The 20,992-nt window shown below is 42.2% G+C and carries 20 protein-coding genes; 8 read left to right on the top strand and 12 right to left on the bottom strand.

The genetic code is table 11. From position 1 onward, the window contains the following. Positions 1-338: 338 nt before the first annotated feature. Genes D8793_RS00275 through truA form a run of 4 tightly spaced genes read right to left on the bottom strand, consistent with a single transcriptional unit; the run spans position 339 to position 2,887 of the window. Positions 339-902, bottom strand: a complete 564-nt coding sequence (locus D8793_RS00275) for a TIGR01440 family protein (protein ID WP_125371122.1) — start codon at positions 900-902, stop codon at positions 339-341. Between the two features lie 12 nt (positions 903-914). Beyond that, positions 915-1,397 carry an ECF transporter S component gene (locus D8793_RS00280; protein WP_045500643.1) on the bottom strand — a complete coding sequence of 161 codons (483 nt, stop codon included), beginning with the start codon at positions 1,395-1,397 and terminating at the stop codon, positions 915-917. Then, entirely contained in the window at positions 1,387-2,148 is a 762-nt protein-coding gene (locus D8793_RS00285) for a bifunctional hydroxymethylpyrimidine kinase/phosphomethylpyrimidine kinase (protein WP_125371123.1), read from the bottom strand. The genes D8793_RS00280 and D8793_RS00285 overlap by 11 nt, the downstream gene beginning before the upstream one ends. Beyond that, positions 2,138-2,887, bottom strand: coding sequence for a tRNA pseudouridine(38-40) synthase TruA (gene truA / locus D8793_RS00290; RefSeq protein ID WP_125371124.1), 750 nt, complete (start codon positions 2,885-2,887; stop codon positions 2,138-2,140). Before truA ends, D8793_RS00285 begins: the two co-directional genes overlap by 11 nt. A 121-nt stretch (positions 2,888-3,008) precedes the next feature. Here truA and D8793_RS00295 point away from each other — a divergent pair, with 121 nt between their 5' ends. After that, on the top strand, positions 3,009-3,476 hold the full coding sequence (locus D8793_RS00295; RefSeq protein WP_125371125.1) for an NUDIX hydrolase: 468 nt from the start codon (positions 3,009-3,011) through the stop codon (positions 3,474-3,476). A 27-nt stretch (positions 3,477-3,503) separates the two neighbouring features. Here the strand turns inward: D8793_RS00295 and D8793_RS00300 are convergent, their stop codons facing one another. From D8793_RS00300 to D8793_RS00330, 7 genes are all read right to left on the bottom strand, one after another. After that, entirely contained in the window at positions 3,504-4,655 is a 1,152-nt protein-coding gene (locus tag D8793_RS00300; RefSeq protein WP_125371126.1) for an FtsX-like permease family protein, read from the bottom strand. Positions 4,656-4,658: 3 nt separating this feature from the next. Next, positions 4,659-5,339 (bottom strand): ABC transporter ATP-binding protein, encoded by a 681-nt coding sequence (locus D8793_RS00305; protein WP_125371127.1) that lies wholly within the window; start codon positions 5,337-5,339, stop codon positions 4,659-4,661. Further along, positions 5,336-5,914 (bottom strand): TetR/AcrR family transcriptional regulator, encoded by a 579-nt coding sequence (locus tag D8793_RS00310; RefSeq protein ID WP_125371128.1) that lies wholly within the window; start codon positions 5,912-5,914, stop codon positions 5,336-5,338. The genes D8793_RS00305 and D8793_RS00310 overlap by 4 nt, the downstream gene beginning before the upstream one ends. A gap of 271 nt (positions 5,915-6,185) precedes the next feature. Then, the gene (locus tag D8793_RS00315) at positions 6,186-7,541 is read right to left on the bottom strand and encodes a bacteriocin secretion accessory protein (protein ID WP_125371129.1); all 1,356 of its coding nucleotides are present in this window, start codon (positions 7,539-7,541) and stop codon (positions 6,186-6,188) included. Positions 7,542-7,555: 14 nt separating this feature from the next. Beyond that, the gene (comA, locus tag D8793_RS00320; RefSeq protein ID WP_125371130.1) at positions 7,556-9,709 is read right to left on the bottom strand and encodes a peptide cleavage/export ABC transporter ComA; all 2,154 of its coding nucleotides are present in this window, start codon (positions 9,707-9,709) and stop codon (positions 7,556-7,558) included. A 365-nt stretch (positions 9,710-10,074) separates the two neighbouring features. Continuing rightward, positions 10,075-10,299, bottom strand: coding sequence for a hypothetical protein (locus tag D8793_RS00325; protein WP_260471079.1), 225 nt, complete (start codon positions 10,297-10,299; stop codon positions 10,075-10,077). A gap of 68 nt (positions 10,300-10,367) precedes the next feature. After that, entirely contained in the window at positions 10,368-10,541 is a 174-nt protein-coding gene (locus D8793_RS00330) for a class IIb bacteriocin, lactobin A/cerein 7B family (RefSeq protein ID WP_125371132.1), read from the bottom strand. Between the two features lie 227 nt (positions 10,542-10,768). On the opposite strand from D8793_RS00330, the gene rnhC reads away from it, so the two are divergent. The 4 genes from rnhC to D8793_RS12070 all read left to right on the top strand — a co-directional run bounded on the left by rnhC (position 10,769) and on the right by D8793_RS12070 (position 15,414). Then, positions 10,769-11,653, top strand: coding sequence for a ribonuclease HIII (gene rnhC, locus D8793_RS00335; RefSeq protein WP_125371133.1), 885 nt, complete (start codon positions 10,769-10,771; stop codon positions 11,651-11,653). A 3-nt stretch (positions 11,654-11,656) separates the two neighbouring features. Next, a complete protein-coding gene (gene lepB / locus D8793_RS00340; RefSeq protein WP_125371134.1) occupies positions 11,657-12,286 on the top strand; it encodes a signal peptidase I in 630 nt (209 codons plus the stop codon). Between the two features lie 75 nt (positions 12,287-12,361). After that, on the top strand, positions 12,362-14,719 hold the full coding sequence (recD2, locus tag D8793_RS00345) for an SF1B family DNA helicase RecD2 (RefSeq protein ID WP_125371135.1): 2,358 nt from the start codon (positions 12,362-12,364) through the stop codon (positions 14,717-14,719). A gap of 92 nt (positions 14,720-14,811) precedes the next feature. After that, positions 14,812-15,414 (top strand): hypothetical protein, encoded by a 603-nt coding sequence (locus tag D8793_RS12070; protein WP_260471080.1) that lies wholly within the window; start codon positions 14,812-14,814, stop codon positions 15,412-15,414. Positions 15,415-15,861: 447 nt separating this feature from the next. On the opposite strand, the gene dinB is transcribed toward D8793_RS12070, so the two are convergent. Beyond that, entirely contained in the window at positions 15,862-16,926 is a 1,065-nt protein-coding gene (gene dinB, locus D8793_RS00355; RefSeq protein WP_125371136.1) for a DNA polymerase IV, read from the bottom strand. A gap of 392 nt (positions 16,927-17,318) precedes the next feature. Between dinB and pflB the strand changes: the two genes are divergently transcribed. From pflB to D8793_RS00370, 3 genes are all read left to right on the top strand, one after another. Further along, a complete protein-coding gene (gene pflB, locus D8793_RS00360; RefSeq protein ID WP_125371137.1) occupies positions 17,319-19,634 on the top strand; it encodes a formate C-acetyltransferase in 2,316 nt (771 codons plus the stop codon). 117 nt (positions 19,635-19,751) lie between these two features. After that, entirely contained in the window at positions 19,752-20,525 is a 774-nt protein-coding gene (locus D8793_RS00365; RefSeq protein ID WP_005591102.1) for a threonine/serine exporter family protein, read from the top strand. Positions 20,526-20,529: 4 nt separating this feature from the next. Next, positions 20,530-20,988, top strand: coding sequence for a threonine/serine exporter family protein (locus D8793_RS00370; protein WP_045498515.1), 459 nt, complete (start codon positions 20,530-20,532; stop codon positions 20,986-20,988). The last annotated feature ends 4 nt before the right edge of the window (positions 20,989-20,992 follow it).

Here is a 20,992-nt window from a genome sequence, read left to right on the forward strand (position 1 = left end):
TTCGCCTTTTTCCCCGTTCACAAGTCAAAATTCAAGCCACTTTTTGCTCTTTTTTGACCATTTGCCCAGCTCTTAGCAGACAATATTCTCCCATCACTGTGGGTTTATTTCCCTCACCAGCACGAGAATCGACTGGTAAAGTCTATTATTTGGGAAAAGAGAGTGAGACAGAAATCGGTCATTCGTTAGAATTCGATTTCGTCGTCCCACCTCCGCACAGTTGAGTAGGGCTGTAAAAGCTGATGAAATCATCCTAGTAGAGCCCACTCAACCACTGCGTCTTGCTCGACAATCCAAAGACAATTGAGAGGCTAGGACTTTTGTCCCAGCCTCTTCTACTAAGATTTTCGAATCCTATCTTCAATATAAGACGCTCTAGCTCCACCAATCAACTTGGGACGACTGGCAAGGGCAGTAACGTGAGCCTGACCCAAACTGCTCAGTTGAGGGCCAATGGGAACCTGAACATGCTTGACATGCATTCCGATTGACGTATCCCCCACATCCAAGCCAGCATGAGCTGTGATGAACTCAACCTCTACAGGATCTTCCATATAGTCAAAAGCTGCTAGCTGGCCACTCCCGCCTGCATGGAGGCTGGGCAGGACATTGACAATTTCTAGGTCTTTCTTTTCTGCCAATTCTCGCTCTACAACTAAGGCACGGTTGAGGTGCTCACAGCCTTGAACGGCCAAGTAAATCCCCCGAGCTTGCAGGATATCTAACAGGGTCTTGACAATGACCTGACCGACTTCCCTACTGGAATGCTGGCCAATGTGTCCCCCCATGACTTCGCTAGAAGATAGACCTAGGACAAAAATATTTCCCTTGACCAAACCCGCCTTGTCCAAGACATCTGTAGCGATCTGTCTGGTCTCCTTTTCAAGCTTCTCTAAATCCATCTCTTACCTCACTTACTCTGGCTGAACGGCTCTTTTCAAGACAAGGGGAAAGGCTCTGTAAAGGGCATAGCCGACCACCAAGCCAAAAATATTTTGCATGACATTGCCCCAAATCGCTGCGATAGCTGCACCCGGTCCACTCAAAATGCTACCAAAGAGAGCATAGCCTCCGACCATGGCAAGCCCGGCCAAGAGCAAACCAATATAACGCTGCTTGCCAGTGAAGCCGGCAAAGTAGCCTTGAAGGCCATGGCAGATGAGACTAAAGACCATCCACTGAGGATAACCAGCCACCAAGTCAATCAAGAGACCGGACAAGCCACCAACCAAGGCTCCTTCCTTACGACCAAAATAAAATGCGGTAAAGTAAATCCCTGCATCTAGCAAGGTTAGAAAACCAGTGGGCGTAGGGATTTTGAAAAAATTCCCCAAAACAATGGATAGGGCTGTAATGACAGCCAGCAAAGCGATTTTTCTTGTCTGATTATTTTTCATATTGAATAACTCCATACTGATCTGAGCGCTGGATAGCGCGGTAAACAAAATCTTTTGAATAGTTGACAGCTTCAAGAGGGGATTGACCTGCCAAAAGCTGACTAGCTATGCTAGAAGCGAAAGTACAGCCGGCTCCTGTATTATTATTTGGTAAAACAGGGCTTTCCAACAACACAAAGTCTCTGCCATCGTAAAATAAATCAAGGGCCCGATCTTGGCTGAAACGATTTCCTCCCTTGATGACGACATTTTGAGCTCCTAGTTCATGGAGGGTCACAGCCGCAGCCTTGAGATCATCCAAAGTCTTGATCTCCGACTGGGTCAGGATCTCTGCTTCTGGTAGATTGGGCGTGATAATGGTTGTATAAGGGAAAAATTTGATCAATTCATCTCGGAGGGCCGAAACTTCCACATCGTGGGTTTCCTTACAGACTAGGACAGGGTCTAACACGACTGGTATGCTTGTTTGCTTTTTGATGAAGTCCAGAGCCTGATCTGCAATGGCAACCGTCGGTAACAAGCCCAACTTGATGGCCGAAAACGGTACATCTTTGAGCGAGGAGAGTTGCTGCGCAAGGACCTGCTCATCGGTCGGAAGAACTTCAAAGCCCTTGTCCGTCATAGCGGTCAAGCAAGTCACCGCTACAAAACCATGCAGGCCATGGACCGTATAAGTAGCCAGATCCGCATGAAGACCACCACCACTAAAAATATCATTGCCAGAAAGAGCTAAAATCAGCTTATTCTTCATAAATAATCTCCTTTAGATAAAGACCATTAGGCGCTGCGGTTGGCCCAGCTAGCTGCCGATCCTTTTCTTCTAAAATCCGTTCGATTTGGTTGACCGGCATCCGCTTATTTCCAATCTTGAGCAGGGTTCCCACCATGTTGCGGATTTGCTTATAGAGAAAGCCATTGCCCAAAAAAGTAAAGACTAGAAAATTACGTTGCGCATCAAAAGTCAGACTAGCCTTTGTAATCGTGCGAACCTTATTTTCCACACTGGTACCCGAGGCTGTAAAACCTGTAAAATCATGCGTTCCCTCCAAGGCTTTAATGGCTTGCTCCATCAGAGGAATCTCCAAAGGATAGGGATAGTGGGTCGCATAGTGGCGCATCATTGGATTTTTTGGCCGACCAATATCCACCAGAAACTCATAGGTCTTGCTGTGTGGCTTGTAACGGGCATGGAAATCCTCCGTCACTTCCTCCACAGAAATGACATCTATATCCTCTGGCGTCTGGGTATCCAAGGCAAAACGCAGCTTTTCTTCATCTCTAGCTGACGGGAGGTCAAAGTGAATGACCTGCCCAAGCGCATGAACGCCGCTGTCGGTCCGACCAGCTCCGTGGATGACAATGGGCTGGCCTTTGTTGATGCGAGTTAAGGTTTTTTCGATTTCTTCCTGAACGCTCCGAGCATGAGGCTGGCGCTGAAAGCCAGCAAAGTCATGCCCGTCGTAGGAAATAAGGGCTTTATAACGAATCATGCAACTATTTTAACAGGAAAAAAAGCCTGTCGCAAGAGAGAAAGAATACAACTGTCTGGGTACAGAAAGCATTGACAGAAAGAGCGAAATCAAGTAAACTAAAAAACGCAAGGAGGATACTATGGCAAAGGATATTTCTTATAGGCAAGGACAGGAGCGCTTTCGCTATCGGGCTGCTGCAGTCATCATTGAGGAGGAAGCCCTCTGTGTCATATCTTCTCCTAGCGAGGACTATTTCTATTCAGTGGGAGGAGCGGTCAGATTTGGAGAGACCTCCGAAGAAGCCGTCCAACGAGAAGTTTTCGAAGAAACAGGACAAAGGTATGAGATTGAGAAGCTGGCTTTTGTTCATGAAAATTTATTTTCCAACTCAACCGGTGTCCTCAAAGGACTAGAATGTCATGAGATTTGCTTCTATTATTTGATGAAGCCTCACGGCAAGCAATTTGACTACCAACATAAGCAAGAACAAGTCTATTGGATTCCCCTTACAGACTTGGAAAACTATAAAGTATTTCCAAAAGAAATCACACACATCCTCAAGCACCTCCAAACAGGCATCCAGCATATCATCAGCAAAAAAGAATGAAGTGAACAGTATCACTTCATTTTTTCTTTATTCTCCCAACATGACCTGCTTAATAGTCAGTTGATCCAGCCTCCTGCTGGATAAATAGATTAAACCTTCATAAACTAAGACAAAGACTAGCAAAGTCATCAGGCAGACTCCAAAATCAAAATCATAGTCAACTTTCTGAGCTATGGATTTTTCCATCAATCTGAGTAAAAGCTGCATAATCCCGTATTGATAGCCTGTTCCTAAGACGAAGCCCAAAAAAGCAAGAAAGCGGTAGGGAGCAAACAAACTCTTATGGCACTCATTTCTGTTGTAACCAAAAACCTTCATAATAGCTAGGGTTTCTTGATTTTCCTGCAGGAGTACTCCTAGCGACAGATAGAGGATTGCTACTGATAGGACCGTACCGATTGACATCATCATTATCTGAATGGTTTCGTCTGTCAATTCTTTCATACCAAATGATAGTTGAATCATAGCTGAAAAGCACATGGAACCGAAAATGACAAAGAAAATTAATAACTTTCTAGACCAGAGCAGGCTGGCAGAAAGGTCTTTTAAAAAGGGGCGGTCTTTCCTTATTTTCTTTCCTGCTTTCCTTTTTGGTGACTTTTGACTAGAGCTGACCCGCTTGAGCAAGTCTAGAGCAGGCAAATGTAGACAATAACTAGCGTAGAGAACGGCTAAAGCAGCAAAGGCAAGAGTCGGCAAGACAACGAGAAACAAGAAGAGGGACCAATGTTGCCGAATGGTGATTTCAGGCAAAACTCCGCTTTGATTACGCAACTGATAAAAATGCGGCATCATGATAAACGAAGAGAAATAGCCTGTGCCTGTTCCCAAACCAATTGGAAGACTAAAAAGCCAAAACTTTCTAGCAACTTCCCAGTTTTTATAGCCCATAGCCTTTAAAATTCCTAATTCTGGCTTATGCTGGTCGATAAATTGTCGAATGTAAAAGAAGAGAAGGAGTATCGATGTTAGGGATAAAACAGCTCCGCTAATTGATGCAATTAACCAAGAAATCGCAACTTGAGCATCGTAAACAGCTCGAATATCAGGCAACCAATTTGTTTGATCTAATAAACTGATATCCAGATAAAAATTTAAGAAGAGATTGGTCACAAAGACCGCACAAAAGCTAATAATTGATACAACGACTAATCTATACAAATCTTTTATTGAAAACATAGCTTACCATCCAATCTCATAGGCCGTCTTGGGCTGACTATTTGTCTCTAAGCTTTGAATCTGACCGCTATTGATATGGACAATGGTCTTAGCCATCTGAGCAATATTTGCATTGTGGGTCACCATGACCAGTGTAAATCCTAGCTCCTCTTGAAGACTTGAAATATAGGCTAGAATCTGACGACCTGTTGCTTCGTCCAAGGCTCCAGTCGGCTCGTCCAAAAAGAGGACACGTGGTCTTTTAGCTAGGGCTCGTGCAATAGCCACCCGCTGCTGCTCACCGCCTGATAGCTGACTTGGATAATGCTGAAGTTTATCACCTAAACCTAAAGCCTCCAAAATACGGACATAATCATGATTGCCTGCTAGATTAGCACCCATTTTGACATTTTGCTCCACTGTGAGATTTGGAAGTAAGAAATACTGCTGAAAAATAAAGGCAATCTTCGCTCGACGAAAAGCCGTCAATTGAGCTTCTGTCAGCTGGGATAGATCTTCCTCACCGTAGTATACATGACCACTGTCTGGTTTTTCTAGGCCTGATAAAACGTTGAGCAAGGTTGACTTTCCAGATCCAGAAGCTCCCAAAATGACCAAGTAATCTTGGTCAACAATCTCTAAGTCGATCCCTTTTAAAACTTCTCTTCCATTGTAGGACTTACGAATGCCCTTTAATCTAATCATTCTTGCTTTCCTTTCATTTCCTTTAGGAGGGCAGTAAATACTTGCGTTAAGCGTTCTGTTATTTCCTCCTGACTAAAAGAATAAATACCTGATGCTATCATGCTAGCCAAACCATGAGAATAGATAAATAAATGCTGATAAACGAACTCTGCACTCTCTATGGACATAGGATAATCCTCCACAATCGACTCTAATATCTGCTGATAACTATGGTCTTTCTGAGGTAAAAAGTCCTTGAAAGACTCAATGGGGTGCTTGTGAGGATTTAGATAGAGAATTTTAAAAAGCTGAGGTTCCTGACTGGCAAAAAGGATATAGGCCATGCCAACTGCTCTGAAAGGCTTGGCTCGCTCCAAAGCCGAACGAATATATTGAACCAGAACGAACTCAGCCGCCCGAACAACCGAATGACTTAGATCCTCCATATTTTCAAACTGACCGAAAATAACCTTGGGGCTAGACTGTAATCGTTCCGCCAGAGAACGAGCAGTCAAACCAGCCAAACCGTCTTCTCTGACAATCCCTAGAGCTGCTTGGATAATTTCATCACGAGTAAATTTATTTTTAGGTGGCATAGAAACTCCTTTTAGATACAATTGTTGCACAACATTTGTTTCTTAAAATATAATATCACACAAAACATTAAAAAACAAGTATAAAAAGAAGCCTTTCGGCTTCGATTTTTATTTGATACATCGCCAAATAAAACGGGATCCTCATTTAGTCAACAAAGGAGTAACAATTCCTCTATCTTTTAGGAATCCGTACAAACCATGGACACAGCCATGGTTTTCTTCATTTTCACAAGATAAGAGTTTCAATCAAAACTTATCGGGTATTCTCAACTTAGTCTCTTCTTAAGAATTCATCCAAGTAATAGTCAAAGTAGGTCTTGCTTCCTGTGATGACTACCGCACGACCTTCAATACCGTAACGTATCTTCTTGGCTTGGACATCCGTTAAGCTTATTTCAGCTTCCACCTTAAAGAAGTTTCCTTTTTCCGTTTTCGTTGCATTGCTGTCAATGTTTGAAATTTTAGATTTGAGAACAAATTCTTTATTATTTCCATCCATTGCAGTGAAACGCAGGGTCTCACCTTTTTTCAGACTAGCCACATCTTTTGAGGTCACATAGGTTGTGATAACGACCTTTTTTTCCTTGGTCAAAACAGGATACAACTGAGCCAGCAACTTCCCTTCAGGAACCAGATTCGCTCCTGCTGTTTCAGGATTTAGATGGAGAATACCATCTTCAGTTGCTGTGATCATGCCCTTTTGAGTGATGCCACCTTGCACCTTAAGATTGTTTTCAACTTCTAAAATCTTTTGATTCAGAGCCGTCAATTCTTGACCAACTTTAGTCAACTGCTGAGCTTTCAAAGATTCAAGCTGGCTATCCAGGCTACCAGAATAGGCTTGCTGAGCACCAGAGCCCGCATACTGTACCCGATAACCTGCAAGAGCTGATTCAAACTGAGAAATCTGACTATCAATTTGCGAAAGAACCTGACTCTTTAGCTGACCTTGACTATCTGCAGCGGCTTGTGTCTCATAAGCCTGATAGATGCTATAGCCTGCATTAGTCGAAGGAACACTTGTTCCATTTTGGATAGCATTTCTAAGGGTCTGATAATCTGCTAATTTGGCATTTGTTTCATTGATCAGATTCCCCAGCTCTGCTTGTGAATTGCTAGCTGCTGAATTTTGAGAAGCAATGGTCGAATTTTGCTGCTCGGTATTACTACGGATACTCGCAGCTTGATTCTTGTAATCATTAAATGCTTGCTCATAGCCGAAGCGATCCTCTCCTGAAAACTGGCTAGTCCCCGTCTTCAGACTTTCTTGCAGCAGTTCCAACTGACGTTTTTGCTCCTTCAAGCTTTCTACTTGAGAGGAGAAGGTTTCTTTTTGAGTATTTTCACTATCAGACTTATACTGAACTAAAAGATCCCCTTTTTTAACAACCTTGTTTTCCTTCAAGTTATTAGTGACAATGGCATTGTTACTGGTTGATTGGATGTTAGCCAGAATCTTGCTAGGTTCAATAGAAGCACCTGAAGTAATAGTGATTTCTTTTTTAGCAAAGAGGGAGAATAAGACCACAAAAATCAACAAGAAGAAAGTCGGTAAAATCACGCGCACAGAAAAGCTAGAATATCTACGGTTATAAAATTCGGCACTCTCTAAGTAATGTTCTTCCATCTTCTTTCTCCTTTCTAACTATTCACCAGATGAGCATAGAAGCCATCCTGAGCAACCAACTCTTCATGCGTTCCTTGCTCCACGATTTCACCCTTGTCCAGAACAACCACTTTTTCAGATCGCTCCGCAATAGTCAATCGATGGGCAATGAAAATGATGGTCTTGTCCAACTCTAAAAGGTTGTCAATAATCTTTTTCTCTGTCAAGATATCCAGATTGCTGGTCGCCTCATCAAGGATCAAAATAGGAGCATCGGTCAAAAGAGCCCGAGCCAAGGCCAAACGCTGACGCTGACCACCTGAAATTCCTGAACCATCTGATGTCAATTCTGTTTGGTAATTCAAAGGCATCCGTTCAATATCTTCACGGATTTCCGCAATTTCCAACGCCCGAATGATTTCTTTCTGAGTCGTTCCGGGCTTGGCACCTAGGAGAACATTCTCCAAGATGGTACCATTAAAAACATAAGGCTGTTGCGGCAAGTAATTGATATGACGGCGCAAGACATGCTTGTCAATCTGATTGAGGTTGATATTATTAACCAGAATTTCTCCCTCGTTTGGATCGTAAAAGTTCACGATCATCTTGGCAAGAGTCGTCTTTCCAGAACCAGAAATTCCTACAAAGGCCACCTTGCTGCCTCTTTCAATGGTCAAATTAATATCTGATAGAACATTTCGTCCATAGCCATACTTGTAGCTGACATTTCGCAACTCAATATCGCCCTTGGTCATGCTTAAATCACGGATTGCTTTTTTATCCATAAATTCAGAGTCAACCAGATAAACCTCGTTCAAGCGATTATTGGCAACTTGTGCTGTCTGAAGCTTGGTTTGTAGGTTGATAATATTTTCTAGTGGATTTGTGAAATAAACCAGCAAAGTATTATAAGTAATCAACTGCCCCAAGGTCATTTTATTGTCCATTACCAAAAGGGCTCCCATCCAAAGGATTGCAACATTCAGCAAGAGCTGAGCCGTCTTCTTCAAGCCGATTTGGATATTTTCCATCCGACTATAGGCAAATGATTTTTTCAGATAGTCAACAAATTCTCTATCAATCTTTTGATAGCGGAAATCTTCACTTGTCAAGGATTTGATCGTCTCAATACCATTGATATCTTCGATAATGGAAGAAGACAAAATAGCATTAGATTCCATCGTATCGCGATTCATTTTTTCAAATGGCTTCATGAAAGCGAAAATCACGACGATATAGATTGGCAGCGAGAGCAAACTGATAAAGAACAAATAGAAATTTTGTGAGAACAAAACAATTGCCATGACGACAACGATAGACACATCCAAAAAGATGGACAGAATGGTACTAGCCAAGGCATCAATGATACTATTGGCATCGTTGAAGCGCGATACGATTTCCCCTGTCCTTCTTGTCGCAAAAAAAGACATGGGTAGATGAAAGACATGCTTAATATAGGACAAAATCACATCAATCGAAAGGCGTTGGCCTAAAATAAGAAGCAAATAGCTCTGAGCATAAGTTAGGACCTGTTGCAAAATGTAGACGACTATTAGACCGAGAGAAATAATTCCTAAGGTATTCCTCATCTGATTCGGTACGTAAGTATCAATAATCCCCTGCATGTAGTAAGAGCCCACGATATTGATAATCGTCACCAGCATCGTTGCAATAACGATATTGGCAATCAGTCCCTTTTGTTTCATTAAAATCGGAACAAAAGACCAGAGGCCATTTTTCTTTTCCTTGTGTGGTCTATATTCTGGCGCTGGGGCGATGAAAATAGAGACACCTGTCCACTCTTGCGCAAACTGTTCCTTAGAAAGTTTGGTCATTTTAACAGCCGGATCTGGATCCGCAATATAAACCGAATGTTTATCGTGCCCAGTCACAACATAATAGTGAAGCAATTTCTTGTCTTTGATAACATGGGCGATAAAAGGATAAACGATGCCCTTCATGTCAAATAAAGACATATCCGCTTTAAAGGCTCGTGTTTCAAAACCTAACTCTTCCGAAACTTTCACTAGCCCAAAAGCAGTTGTTCCTCTTAAAGTTGTCTTGGCCATTTCACGCAAACTAGCCAAGGAATAATAGGAACCATAATAACCATATATCATGGCCAGCGCTGCTACACCACAATCTCTCGCGTCAACTTGAGCCCTATAATGACGCTTTGTAAATCTCATACAAACTCCTTTATTCACAAAAGTGTAAATTTACTTTTTATGGAGAGCGACCCTCACATAAAAACTCCTAATTAGTAAACATACTATTCAACAAAAACTGCTTGTCAACTTTATCCATAGCGGTTCTCTCCAGCAAAAAACAAGTATAAATTAGGAAGAAGAACTTTCATAACAAGCAAAAAATAGATATCTCTATCATACACTAATGTGGCGTATTTTTCCAATGGTATCAGTCGTTTTACTCCATGTAAACATAAAATTACTTAAAAAACAGACATAAAGTAACTTTATCAGACCATTCTATACTAAAAAGCCTCTTGTCCCAATCAAGACGAACAAGAGGCTCTATGTCGAAACACAAAATATTAGTTAAAAACGTCTGGACTTGCAGCACCACCGTTGTTAGCGCCACCACCGTTGCTAGAGCCAGAACGTGATCCAATTCTAGAACGAATACGACCATATGCACGAATAGCAAGTCCACGTACAGTGCGACCAACTTCACGACCGATATCAAATACGGCACGTACAAGGTCACCACCGACCCATCCACCTTCTACTTCAACCAATTCAGCTTCAGTAAGAGGCATAAATTTTTGATCTAATGATTTAAAATCTTTGTTCATAAAATTCACCTTCTTCTATTTGAAATATTAAATTAGTTGAAAAGTCCTACTAAGAAACCTGAAACCAATGAGCCACCCAAAATAGCCAATGATACTGTGAAAATATCAACAGGGATACCGTAGAATGCCCATCCACCGTCGATCATCATCATTTCTTCTTCAGTCAACGCAGCAAATTGGTTGTCCATCATAGCAAAGTTTTCCATATGTGTTCTCCTTTTTTTACAAGGCTTCCTTAACCTTGTTAATATATTGTTTGTGGTCAGTTTTATTCAAACATCGCTTCAACACCTATATTATACAACAACCCTATCGGGTTCAACATGACATCGATGTCATGTTTGGAAGAAAAATGTGTAATTTTTTCATAATCTTTATAAATATCCTATTTTTCCCATTTTCCCTAGTTTCATTTTGTGGTACAATAGGGGCTATGGAAAGTATAACTTTAAGTCCTAAACGAGGAGAAATTCAGGCTTTTGTCCAGAAATATAAAGACAAGCTTGTGCCCAGTAAAAATCAGTATATCCAATATCTACTGAAGTTGAACCAGGCAACTGTCAGTATCTACACTTCTGGCAAGGTTCTTTTCCAAGGAGAAAAAGCCAGTCATTATGCTTCTTTCTTTGGTCATCAAGCTGAAGAGACAAGCAAGACTGCTCAGAACATTCCCCTTATCGGTACGGATGAGGTCGGAAATGGCTCTTACTTTGGTGGTTTAGCAGTTGTTGCTTGCTTCGTCAGCCCAGAGCAGCACACTTTCTTGCGCAAGTTGGGCGTGGGCGATTCGAAGGCCTTGACTGACCTTAAGATTCGGCAACTAGCACCAATTCTGAAAAAAGAAATCCAATATCAGGCTATGCTCCTGTCTCCAGAAAAATACAACGAAGTGATTGCCTCTGGTTACAATGCTGTGTCTGTCAAGGTAGCTCTTCATAATCAGGCTATTTATCTGCTGCTGCAAAAAGGTTTGACGCCAGAAAAAATAGTCATCGATGCCTTTACCAGTCAGCAGAATTATGACAAATACCTACAAAATGAAAAGAATCATTTCCCAAATCCCGTTAGCCTCATTGAGAAAGCGGAAGGAAAGTTTCTAGCTGTCGCTGTCAGCTCCATTATCGCCCGCGACCTCTTTCTGGAAAATCTGGAAAATCTGAGTCAAGAGCTTGGCTACACCCTTCCGAGTGGAGCTGGAAGCAAGAGCGACCAGGTTGCTAGCCAAATCCTCCAAGCCTATGGAATGACTGGCCTCCAGCATACCGCTAAACTTCATTTTAAAAATACAGAAAAAGCTAAAAAGCTCTTAGAAAGGTAGACTATGAAAAACAAACGCTTTGACTTCCGTGCCTTCCTCAAGGAGTGGGGAGCCTTTACCCTGATTATCTCTATCATCTTACTCACTCGCTGGCTGCTCTGGGCACCTGTCAAGGTAGACGGTCACTCTATGGACCCAACCTTAGCCAATGGGGAATATTTGATGGTTTTGAAACACCAGTCCATTGATCGTTTTGATATTGTTGTAGCCACTGAGACAGATGCTGGCAAAGATAAAGAAGTTATCAAGCGAGTGATTGGCCTTCCAGGTGATACCATCCAGTACGAAAACGATACCCTTTATATCAATGGTAAAAAAACTGATGAATCTTACTTAACAGAATACATCAAGAAATTCAAAAAGGACAAGCTCCAATCCACTTATGTAGGCAAGGATTATAAGGACAACGGAACTTTCTTCCGCAAGCTAGCCTCTCAAGCCCAAGCCTTTACCGTGGACAAGGAAGGTAGCCCCGTCTTTACCATTAAACTTCTAGACGATGAGTACCTCCTTCTAGGTGACGACCGAATTGTTTCCAAAGATAGTCGCCAAGTCGGTACCTTCCAAAAGGAACAGATTCAAGGCGAAGCTAAATTCCGTATCTGGCCAATCCTACCTTTCAAGACTTACTAATACTTAAGAGTATACCCCCTCCAAACTCAGTTGACTACTCAGCTGGGTTTGCTTTTTAAAGAGCATATAGAAACAATGACAGAATTTTATTTTTCAGGCACTATTGAGCGCATCATTTTTGAAAATCCCAGCAATTTCTTTCGAATCCTCCTCTTGGATATCCAAGACACGGATTGTGAAGATTTTGATGATTTTGAGATTATCGTGACCGGGACCATGGCCGATATTATTGAAGGCGAGGATTATACATTTTGGGGCAACCTAGTCCAACATCCAAAGTACGGACAGCAGCTAAAAATTTCCCGCTACGAGAGGGCAAAACCGACTAGCAAGGGGCTGGTTAAATATTTTTCCAGTGACCACTTTAAGGGTATCGGGGTCAAGACAGCCCAAAAAATTGTGGATCTTTATGGGGACGAAACCATTGATAAGATTTTAGCTGAGCCAGAAAAACTCAAAGAAATCACTGGCCTTTCCGCCAAGAACCGAGAAGCCTTTGTGGCCAAACTGCAACTCAACTATGGAACAGAACTGGTCTTAGCTAAACTGGCCGCCTACGGCATTCCCAACAAACTAGCCTTTCAGATTCAGGAAACCTACAAGGAAGAAACGCTGGACATCGTCGAGCACTATCCCTACCAACTAGTTGAGGACATCCAAGGCATCGGTTTTAAAATCGCTGACCAGCTAGCCCAGCAGTTGGGAATTGAAAGCAATGCTCCTGAGCGTTTTCGAGCTGGCTTGCTTCATACCCTCCTGACCCAGTCCATGGAAACTGGAGATACCTATTTGGAGGCCAGAGACCTATTGGCACATACGATTGAGCTTCTGGAGAGTTCGCGTCAAGTAGAGCTAGATCCCAGTCTGGTAGCCGATGAATTGGCTCACCTGATTGAAGAAGACAAGGTCCAAAATGTTGAGACCAAGATTTTTGAAAACAGCCTCTTCTTTGCCGAGGAAGGCATCCGCAGCAATCTGGTCCGCCTCTTGGAAAAAGGCCATCAGGATCGCTTTGAAAACGAAAAAATCCTCGATGCCATCAGCCAAGCTGAAGATGACCTAGGCATTCACTATGATCAGATTCAGAAACAAGCTATTTTCGACGCCATTACACAAAAAGTCTTCATCCTGACTGGTGGACCAGGAACAGGCAAAACAACCGTTATCAATGGTATCATTTCCGTCTATAGCCAGCTTCGAGAGTTGGATTTGAAAAAGAAGACAGATTTGCCCATTCTCCTTGCTGCACCGACTGGTCGAGCTGCTCGCCGTATGAACGAGTTGACTGGCCTGCCCAGCGCTACGATTCACCGACATCTCGGTATGACTGGAGATGATGATACCAGTCATTTGGATGATTATCTGGATGCTGACTTTATCATCGTGGACGAGTTCTCCATGGTAGACACTTGGCTGGCCAATCAGCTCCTCAGTAATATCTCCTCCAATACCAAACTGCTCTTGGTTGGGGATGCAGAACAGTTACCCTCTGTCAGTCCTGGCCAGGTATTAGCTGACCTACTGCAAATACCGAGCATTCCCCAGACCAAGCTGGAAAAAATTTACCGTCAGAGCCAAGATTCGACCATTGTCACTCTGGCTAGTCAAATCCAAAAAGGACTACTACCAGAAGATTTTACTGAGAAAAAAGCGGACCGTTCCTATTTCGAAGCTCGAAATGAACACATCCCGCCCATGATTGAACGAATTGCCAGCGCAGCTATTCGCAACGGCATTCCTGCTCAAGATGTGCAGGTGCTGGCTCCCATGTACCGCGGACAGGCCGGTATTGACCAGATTAATAGCCTCATGCAAAATCTCATCAATCCCGTGGAAAAAGACCAGCTGACCTTTGAAGCACCCGATTGCCAATATCGACAAGGAGACCGGGTCATCCACTTGGTCAATGATGCCGAAAGCAATGTCTTTAACGGTGACTTAGGCTACATCGTCGACCTGCTCCCAGCTAAGTACACCGAGTCCAAGCAGGACGAATTAACCATCAACTTTGACGGCAATGAAATTAGCTACCAGCGCAGCGAATGGTACAAAATTCGCCTAGCCTATGCCATGAGCATCCACAAGTCTCAAGGTAGCGAGTTTCCCGTGGTTATCCTTCCGATTACCCGAAGCAGCCACCGCATGCTCCAGCGCAATCTGGTCTACACTGCTATTACCCGAGCCAAGAGCAAACTGATCCTACTTGGGGAAAAGTCAGCCTTTGACTACGCCGTAAAAAATACCGGTACAGCCCGCAAAACCTATCTGATTGAACGTTTTGGAGATGTAGAATCCCCTCAAAAACTTATCCACAATCCTGTGGATAATAACGAACCACCTGTGGAAAATTATATCCTGACGGAGAAAAATATTCTAACAATCGATCCTCTAATCGGACTGACTGAGGAAGATTTAAAGGGAATTTTTAAATAAGCCTTGACTCCCTTCACTGTTCTGTGTATAATGCTAAAATATGGCTATATGATTAGCCCAAATAACAACTAACTTTCTTCAAAGGAGATTGTATGAAATACAATAAATATTCTACTCTAATAAAGTGGGTGGTTGTAGGATGCAGTCTCATTTTATTTGGCACCTTTTCATCAACAAAATCTAGAAATATCAGTGTGGAAACCTTGCGAAAAGAAGGAAAAATTCTTTCTGCAAAAATCTCTGACACCTTCTACAACCAAGCAATAAAAATTACTCATATTGATGGACCAGTTGCAGAGTTAAAAGAAGATCATGACTCAACCTATTTCTACAAAGTATCTTATATAGATAAAAATGGTAGGGAAAGCGATATTGGCCTGCGCAATGATTCTTCAACTAGCCGCTTCGTAGATGAACTAGAAAAAGCGGATAATTTAGAAGGAGAACCAAAATGGTTGATTGCCTCAGTACACTCAGCTTCAGGTATTCCTGATTACGCTAAAATCATGAACTCGTATCTATTTAATGATGGAAATAACCAACAACTGAAATACTACATCACTCTCTCTAATGATAAAGAATTTCAAAAAGGTGGAGACGCTTCTTTCACTTTCTTCACCTATATTGGTATATTATGCATTTTGATCGGATTCATCCGTTATTACTTAAACCACAAAAAATTGACTGATTTTTAGAGTCTATATCCCGAATTAAATGGAACGTTGGATCAAATTGAAAACAATGGTGGCTATATTGATCCAGATATTCGTATCTTCTTATACAAGAATCATTTGGTCAGTTATAAATCTATTTTCAAATCATGTGACATGCACGAGGCACTAACAATGTATCACTATAGGTATTCATTCTGGTTTTATATCTTTCCAATCATCAGAAAAAACGAGATTCGAGTTGTGCTTTCAGATGGAAACGAAAAGAAACTACCTCTCAGACACCGAAATGTCCCTAAAACAGACCTTGCTTTAACTCGTTTAAAAAATCACATACATGCCAAATTTCCAAATCTTGAATTATAAAGAGGACAGCTTACTGAACAGAACCGCACTGCCCCCCCCCCAAAAAAAGTTAGACAGAAAAAACTAACTTTTGGGGGGCAATTCACGAACCAAGCCTTTATCTTTTTATCCAAACCCCGTCACTGTCAGTCCTAATAAACGAACGCCTCGCGGCTGCTCTTCCAGGCTGTCATAGATTTCATGACTAACCCGCTCAATCACTTCGACTTCCTTCGTTTCTTGCTCCAAGGTCCTCCTTTTGGTTAGTGTTGAAAAGTCAGCATAGCGGATTTTGAGGACAACCGTCTTGCCAGCTTTCTGGTGTTTCTCTAAGCTGAGAGCGACCTTAGCTGCCAAGCGAGATAGTTCTTTTTTTATATCCTCCTCGCCATGGAGCAATTTAGCATAGGTTCGCTCCTTACCGATAGACTTGCGAATACGATTGGATTTGACTGGACTATTGCTGATGCCACGCGCTTTCCGGTAGAGATCAAAGCCAAAGCGGCCGAACTTATCAATCAAGGTCATTTCCGGTATCTTGAGCAAATCTGCGCCAGTATAGACCCCCATTTCATGCAGTTTCTCGACACTCTTCCTGCCAACTCCATGAAACTTAGCAATATCCATGGGCGCCAGAAAGGCCTCTGCCTCTTCAGGCAGAATGACCGTCAGACCGTGCGGCTTCTCATAATCACTGGCAATCTTGGCCAGAAACTTATTATAAGAAACGCCTGCCGAAGCCGTCAGCTGCAATTCATTCCAGATATCGTGCTGGATCAGCTTGGCAATTTTGACTGCAGATTTGATACCCAACTTATTTTCCGTCACATCCAGATAAGCCTCGTCTATGCTCATGGGCTCAATTTTATCCGTGTAGCGCTTGAAAATCTCTCGAATCTGCAAACCAACCGTTTGGTATTTCTCATAATTTCCCGAGATAAAAATCCCCTGCGGGCAGCGCTCGTAGGCTTCCTTGGAACTCATAGCTGAATGAACTCCGAACTTTCTAGCTTCGTAATTACAGGTCGAAACCACGCCACGTCCACCTGTCTGACGCGGATCACTACCGATAATCACAGGCTTCCCCTTAAGCTTAGGATTGTCCCGCTCTTCGACCGAAGCAAAAAAAGCATCCATATCAATATGAATGATCTTTCGCGATGTATCATTGATTAGCGGAAAAATTAGCATGCCGGCTCCTATAAGTTAGAATAGATCTTTAGCAAATTTTATCATTTTTAAAGCAAGTTTCAAAGGATTTTTATTCAAAAGCAAGACTGGAAAACATGAGAAACTTTCTGAGGTGCTTAGACAAAGTATTAAAATAGGAATTTCAGTATTGGACAAATTTCTACATAGTAACGTTCAAAGCAAGTACAAAATAATTCAACTTATCAGCTTCTTCCTACTATTTTCATTTACCATTTTCAAAATTATAAAACAGTTTACGATAAAATATCAATCTGTATTATAAAAGAAAGCCTCTTTTAGCACCGAAATCCGTTTGTGAAACCGATTACCTTATGATATACTTTAATTATAAATGTAACAGTTTATGTTGCTAGAATAAAGAGGAAAATCTAATGGTTGTTAAAACAGTTGTAGAAGCTCAAGATATTTTTGACAAAGCTTGGGAAGGCTTCAAAGGTGAAGACTGGAAAGAGAAAGCAAGTGTTTCTCGCTTCGTTCAAGCCAACTACACACCTTATGATGGAGATGAAAGCTTCTTGGCAGGTCCTACTGAGCGCTCACTCCACATCAAGAAAATCGTAGAAGAAACAAAAGCTCACTACGAAGAAACTCGTTTCCCAATGGACACTCGTCCAACATCTATTGCAGATATCCCTGCTGGTTATATCGACAGAGATAACGAACTAATTTACGGTATTCAAAACGATGAACTCTTCAAATTGAACTTCATGCCAAAAGGTGGTATCCGTATGGCTGAAACAACTTTGAAGGAAAATGGATACGAACCAGATCCAGCTGTTCACGAAATCTTCACAAAATACGTAACAACAGTTAACGACGGTATTTTCCGTGCTTACACTTCAAACATCCGTCGTGCTCGTCACGCTCACACTGTAACTGGTCTTCCAGATGCCTACTCTCGTGGACGTATCATTGGTGTTTACGCACGTCTTGCTCTTTACGGTGCAGATTATTTGATGCAAGAAAAAGTAAACGACTGGAATGCAATTAAAGAGATTGATGAAGAAACAATCCGTCTTCGCGAAGAAGTAAACCTTCAATACCAAGCATTGCAACAAGTTGTTCGCTTGGGTGACCTTTACGGTGTTGACGTTCGCAAACCAGCGATGAACGTCAAAGAAGCTATCCAATGGGTGAACATCGCCTTTATGGCAGTCTGCCGTGTTATCAACGGTGCTGCAACATCTCTAGGACGTGTGCCAATTGTATTGGACATCTTTGCAGAACGTGACCTTGCTCGTGGTACATTTACTGAATCAGAAATCCAAGAATTTGTTGATGATTTCGTTATGAAACTTCGTACAGTTAAATTTGCTCGTACAAAAGCTTATGACCAATTGTACTCAGGTGACCCAACCTTCATCACAACTTCTATGGCTGGTATGGGTAACGACGGTCGTCACCGTGTTACGAAGATGGACTACCGTTTCTTGAACACTCTTGACAATATCGGTAACTCTCCAGAGCCAAACTTGACAGTTCTTTGGACTGACAAATTGCCATACAACTTCCGCCGCTACTGTATGCACATGAGCCACAAACACTCTTCTATCCAATACGAAGGTGTAACAACAATGGCTAAAGACGGATATGGTGAAATGAGCTGTATCTCATGCTGTGTGTCACCACTTGACCCAGAAAACGAAGAACAACGCCACAACATCCAGTACTTCGGTGCTCGTGTAAACGTTCTTAAGGCCCTTCTTACTGGTTTGAACGGTGGTTACGACGATGTTCACAAAGACTACAAAGTATTTGACATCGATCCTATCCGTGACGAAGTTCTTGAATTTGAATCAGTTAAAGCGAATTTTGAAAAATCTCTTGACTGGTTGACTGACACTTACGTAGATGCTTTGAACATCATCCACTACATGACTGACAAGTACAACTACGAAGCTGTTCAAATGGCCTTCTTGCCAACTAAACAACGTGCCAACATGGGATTCGGTATCTGTGGATTTGCTAACACTGTTGATACATTGTCAGCTATCAAGTACGCTACAGTTAAACCACTCCGTGACGAAAATGGCTACATCTACGATTACGAAACAATCGGTGAATACCCACGTTGGGGTGAAGATGACCCACGTTCAAATGAATTGGCAGAATGGTTGATCGAAGCTTATACAACTCGTCTACGTAGCCACAAACTTTACAAAGACGCTGAAGCTACAGTATCACTTTTGACCATCACATCTAACGTTGCTTACTCTAAACAAACTGGTAACTCACCAGTCCATAAAGGTGTCTATCTCAACGAAGATGGTTCTGTAAACTTGTCTAAACTTGAATTCTTCTCACCAGGTGCTAACCCATCTAACAAAGCGAAAGGTGGCTGGTTGCAAAACTTGAACTCACTTGCGAGCCTTGACTTTGGTTACGCAGCTGACGGTATCTCATTGACAACTCAAGTTTCACCACGCGCTCTTGGTAAGACTCGTGACGAACAAGTGGACAACTTGGTAACAATTCTTGATGGTTACTTCGAAAACGGTGGACAACACGTTAACTTGAACGTTATGGACTTGCAAGATGTTTACGACAAGATCATGTCAGGTGAAGACGTTATCGTACGTATCTCAGGTTACTGTGTAAACACTAAATACCTCACTCCAGAACAAAAAACTGAATTGACACAACGTGTCTTCCACGAAGTTCTTTCTATGGATGATGCACTTAGCTAAGCCTCTTTCCTAATTGTAAAACCAGCTGATTTTCAGCTGGTTTTCTTTTGCTTTGGAGAGATAGCTTTGAGCATTTATGTTATAATAGAGTTATTGTGAAATGAAAAAGGGGATATAATGGCTGAGAAAATGTCTACAGATGAAAAAAATCTTAATCTGGCCGTCGATGTTATCATGCTAGCTGGGACCTTGCTATTACAAAGCGGCTCAGAGATTTATCGGGTCGAAGACACCATGATCCGGATTGCCCATTCACAAGGCATCCTGGACTGCAATGCCTTAGCCATGCCCGTTGCCATATTCTTTTCAATTGAAAATACTAATATTTCTCGAATGAAGCGAAATATCCATATGAACTACAATATCGAGAAAGTCTGCGATGTCAATCAGGTTTCTCGGCAATTAGTCAGTGGAGCAATCAATTTGGAAGAAGCTCTTGAACAACTAAGGGCACTTAAAACAAAAGGGGTTCCCTATAGCAAAAGAGAACTCATCACAGCAGCTACACTCAGTGCTCCTTTCTTTTCTATCATGTTTGGTGGAAATTTCTACGATGCTCTTGGAGCCGGTATCGCGACTCTATTTGGCTTCTCTTTCTCCCTTTATGTCGATAAATATATTCGAATTCCTTTTGTTTCAGCCTTTGCTGGAGCTTTTGTCTTCGGATTATTAGCCCAGATCTGGGCTCGCTACTCAGGATTCGATTCAACAGCAGACTTGATCATCGCAGGAGCTGTCATGCCCTTCGTCCCTGGAATCGCTCTGACCAACTCAGTTAGAGATATCATGACCAACCATATCAACTCTGGAATGAGCAAACTATTTGAATCGCTTCTCATTACTCTTGCTCTCGGTGCCGGTACCTCTGTCGCCCTCATTCTTATGAAATAAGCCTATGACAATCTTGACTTTCTTACTACAAGCTCTGGCCAGCCTACTGGCTATCATCACTTTTTTAATCGTTCTAAATGTCCAGCGTAGTATGCTGATTCCCGGCGGAGTTTTAGGAATGGCTACTTGGCTACTCTATCTTCTACTCAAGGGACCGACTAATGTTATCATTGCAACCTTCGTGGCTGCTATCATTGGTTCCTGCGCCAGCCAAATCCTCAGCATCATCTACAGAACGCCAGCTGTCGTCTTTATTTTGGCTATTCTAGCGCCTCTAGTACCTGGATATATTTCCTACCGGACAACTGCCTTCTTTGTGACAGGTGATTACAGTCATGCTATGGTCAATGCTACCTTGGTCGTCATCCTAGCCTTGGTCATCTCTATCGGCATGGCTAGCGGGACGGTTGTATTAAAGATTTACAGCTACCTGAAGAAACATCCTCTTCACTATAAAAAATGAGTCA

This window comes from Streptococcus cristatus (assembly GCF_003943465.1).
Lineage (GTDB): Bacteria > Bacillota > Bacilli > Lactobacillales > Streptococcaceae > Streptococcus > Streptococcus cristatus_C.

Excerpts from the sequence above, each read along its gene's own strand:
- truA (WP_125371124.1), bottom strand. The coding sequence starts at position 2,887 with ATGATTCGTTATAAAGCCCTTATTTCCTACGACGGGCATGACTTTGCT.
- D8793_RS00325 (WP_260471079.1), bottom strand. The coding sequence starts at position 10,299 with ATGCCTCTTACTGAAGCTGAATTGGTTGAAGTAGAAGGTGGATGGGTC.
- dinB (WP_125371136.1), bottom strand. The coding sequence starts at position 16,926 with ATGCTAATTTTTCCGCTAATCAATGATACATCGCGAAAGATCATTCAT.
- D8793_RS00365 (WP_005591102.1), top strand. The coding sequence starts at position 19,752 with ATGGCTGAGAAAATGTCTACAGATGAAAAAAATCTTAATCTGGCCGTC.
- D8793_RS00370 (WP_045498515.1), top strand. The coding sequence starts at position 20,530 with ATGACAATCTTGACTTTCTTACTACAAGCTCTGGCCAGCCTACTGGCT.
- D8793_RS00285 (WP_125371123.1), bottom strand. The coding sequence starts at position 2,148 with ATGAAGAATAAGCTGATTTTAGCTCTTTCTGGCAATGATATTTTTAGT.
- recD2 (WP_125371135.1), top strand. The coding sequence starts at position 12,362 with ATGACAGAATTTTATTTTTCAGGCACTATTGAGCGCATCATTTTTGAA.
- D8793_RS00315 (WP_125371129.1), bottom strand. The coding sequence starts at position 7,541 with ATGGAAGAACATTACTTAGAGAGTGCCGAATTTTATAACCGTAGATAT.
- D8793_RS00330 (WP_125371132.1), bottom strand. The coding sequence starts at position 10,541 with ATGGAAAACTTTGCTATGATGGACAACCAATTTGCTGCGTTGACTGAA.
- D8793_RS00300 (WP_125371126.1), bottom strand. The coding sequence starts at position 4,655 with ATGTTTTCAATAAAAGATTTGTATAGATTAGTCGTTGTATCAATTATT.
- D8793_RS00310 (WP_125371128.1), bottom strand. The coding sequence starts at position 5,914 with ATGCCACCTAAAAATAAATTTACTCGTGATGAAATTATCCAAGCAGCT.
- D8793_RS00275 (WP_125371122.1), bottom strand. The coding sequence starts at position 902 with ATGGATTTAGAGAAGCTTGAAAAGGAGACCAGACAGATCGCTACAGAT.
- D8793_RS00295 (WP_125371125.1), top strand. The coding sequence starts at position 3,009 with ATGGCAAAGGATATTTCTTATAGGCAAGGACAGGAGCGCTTTCGCTAT.
- D8793_RS00280 (WP_045500643.1), bottom strand. The coding sequence starts at position 1,397 with ATGAAAAATAATCAGACAAGAAAAATCGCTTTGCTGGCTGTCATTACA.
- pflB (WP_125371137.1), top strand. The coding sequence starts at position 17,319 with ATGGTTGTTAAAACAGTTGTAGAAGCTCAAGATATTTTTGACAAAGCT.
- lepB (WP_125371134.1), top strand. The coding sequence starts at position 11,657 with ATGAAAAACAAACGCTTTGACTTCCGTGCCTTCCTCAAGGAGTGGGGA.
- comA (WP_125371130.1), bottom strand. The coding sequence starts at position 9,709 with ATGAGATTTACAAAGCGTCATTATAGGGCTCAAGTTGACGCGAGAGAT.
- rnhC (WP_125371133.1), top strand. The coding sequence starts at position 10,769 with ATGGAAAGTATAACTTTAAGTCCTAAACGAGGAGAAATTCAGGCTTTT.
- D8793_RS00305 (WP_125371127.1), bottom strand. The coding sequence starts at position 5,339 with ATGATTAGATTAAAGGGCATTCGTAAGTCCTACAATGGAAGAGAAGTT.
- D8793_RS12070 (WP_260471080.1), top strand. The coding sequence starts at position 14,812 with ATGAAATACAATAAATATTCTACTCTAATAAAGTGGGTGGTTGTAGGA.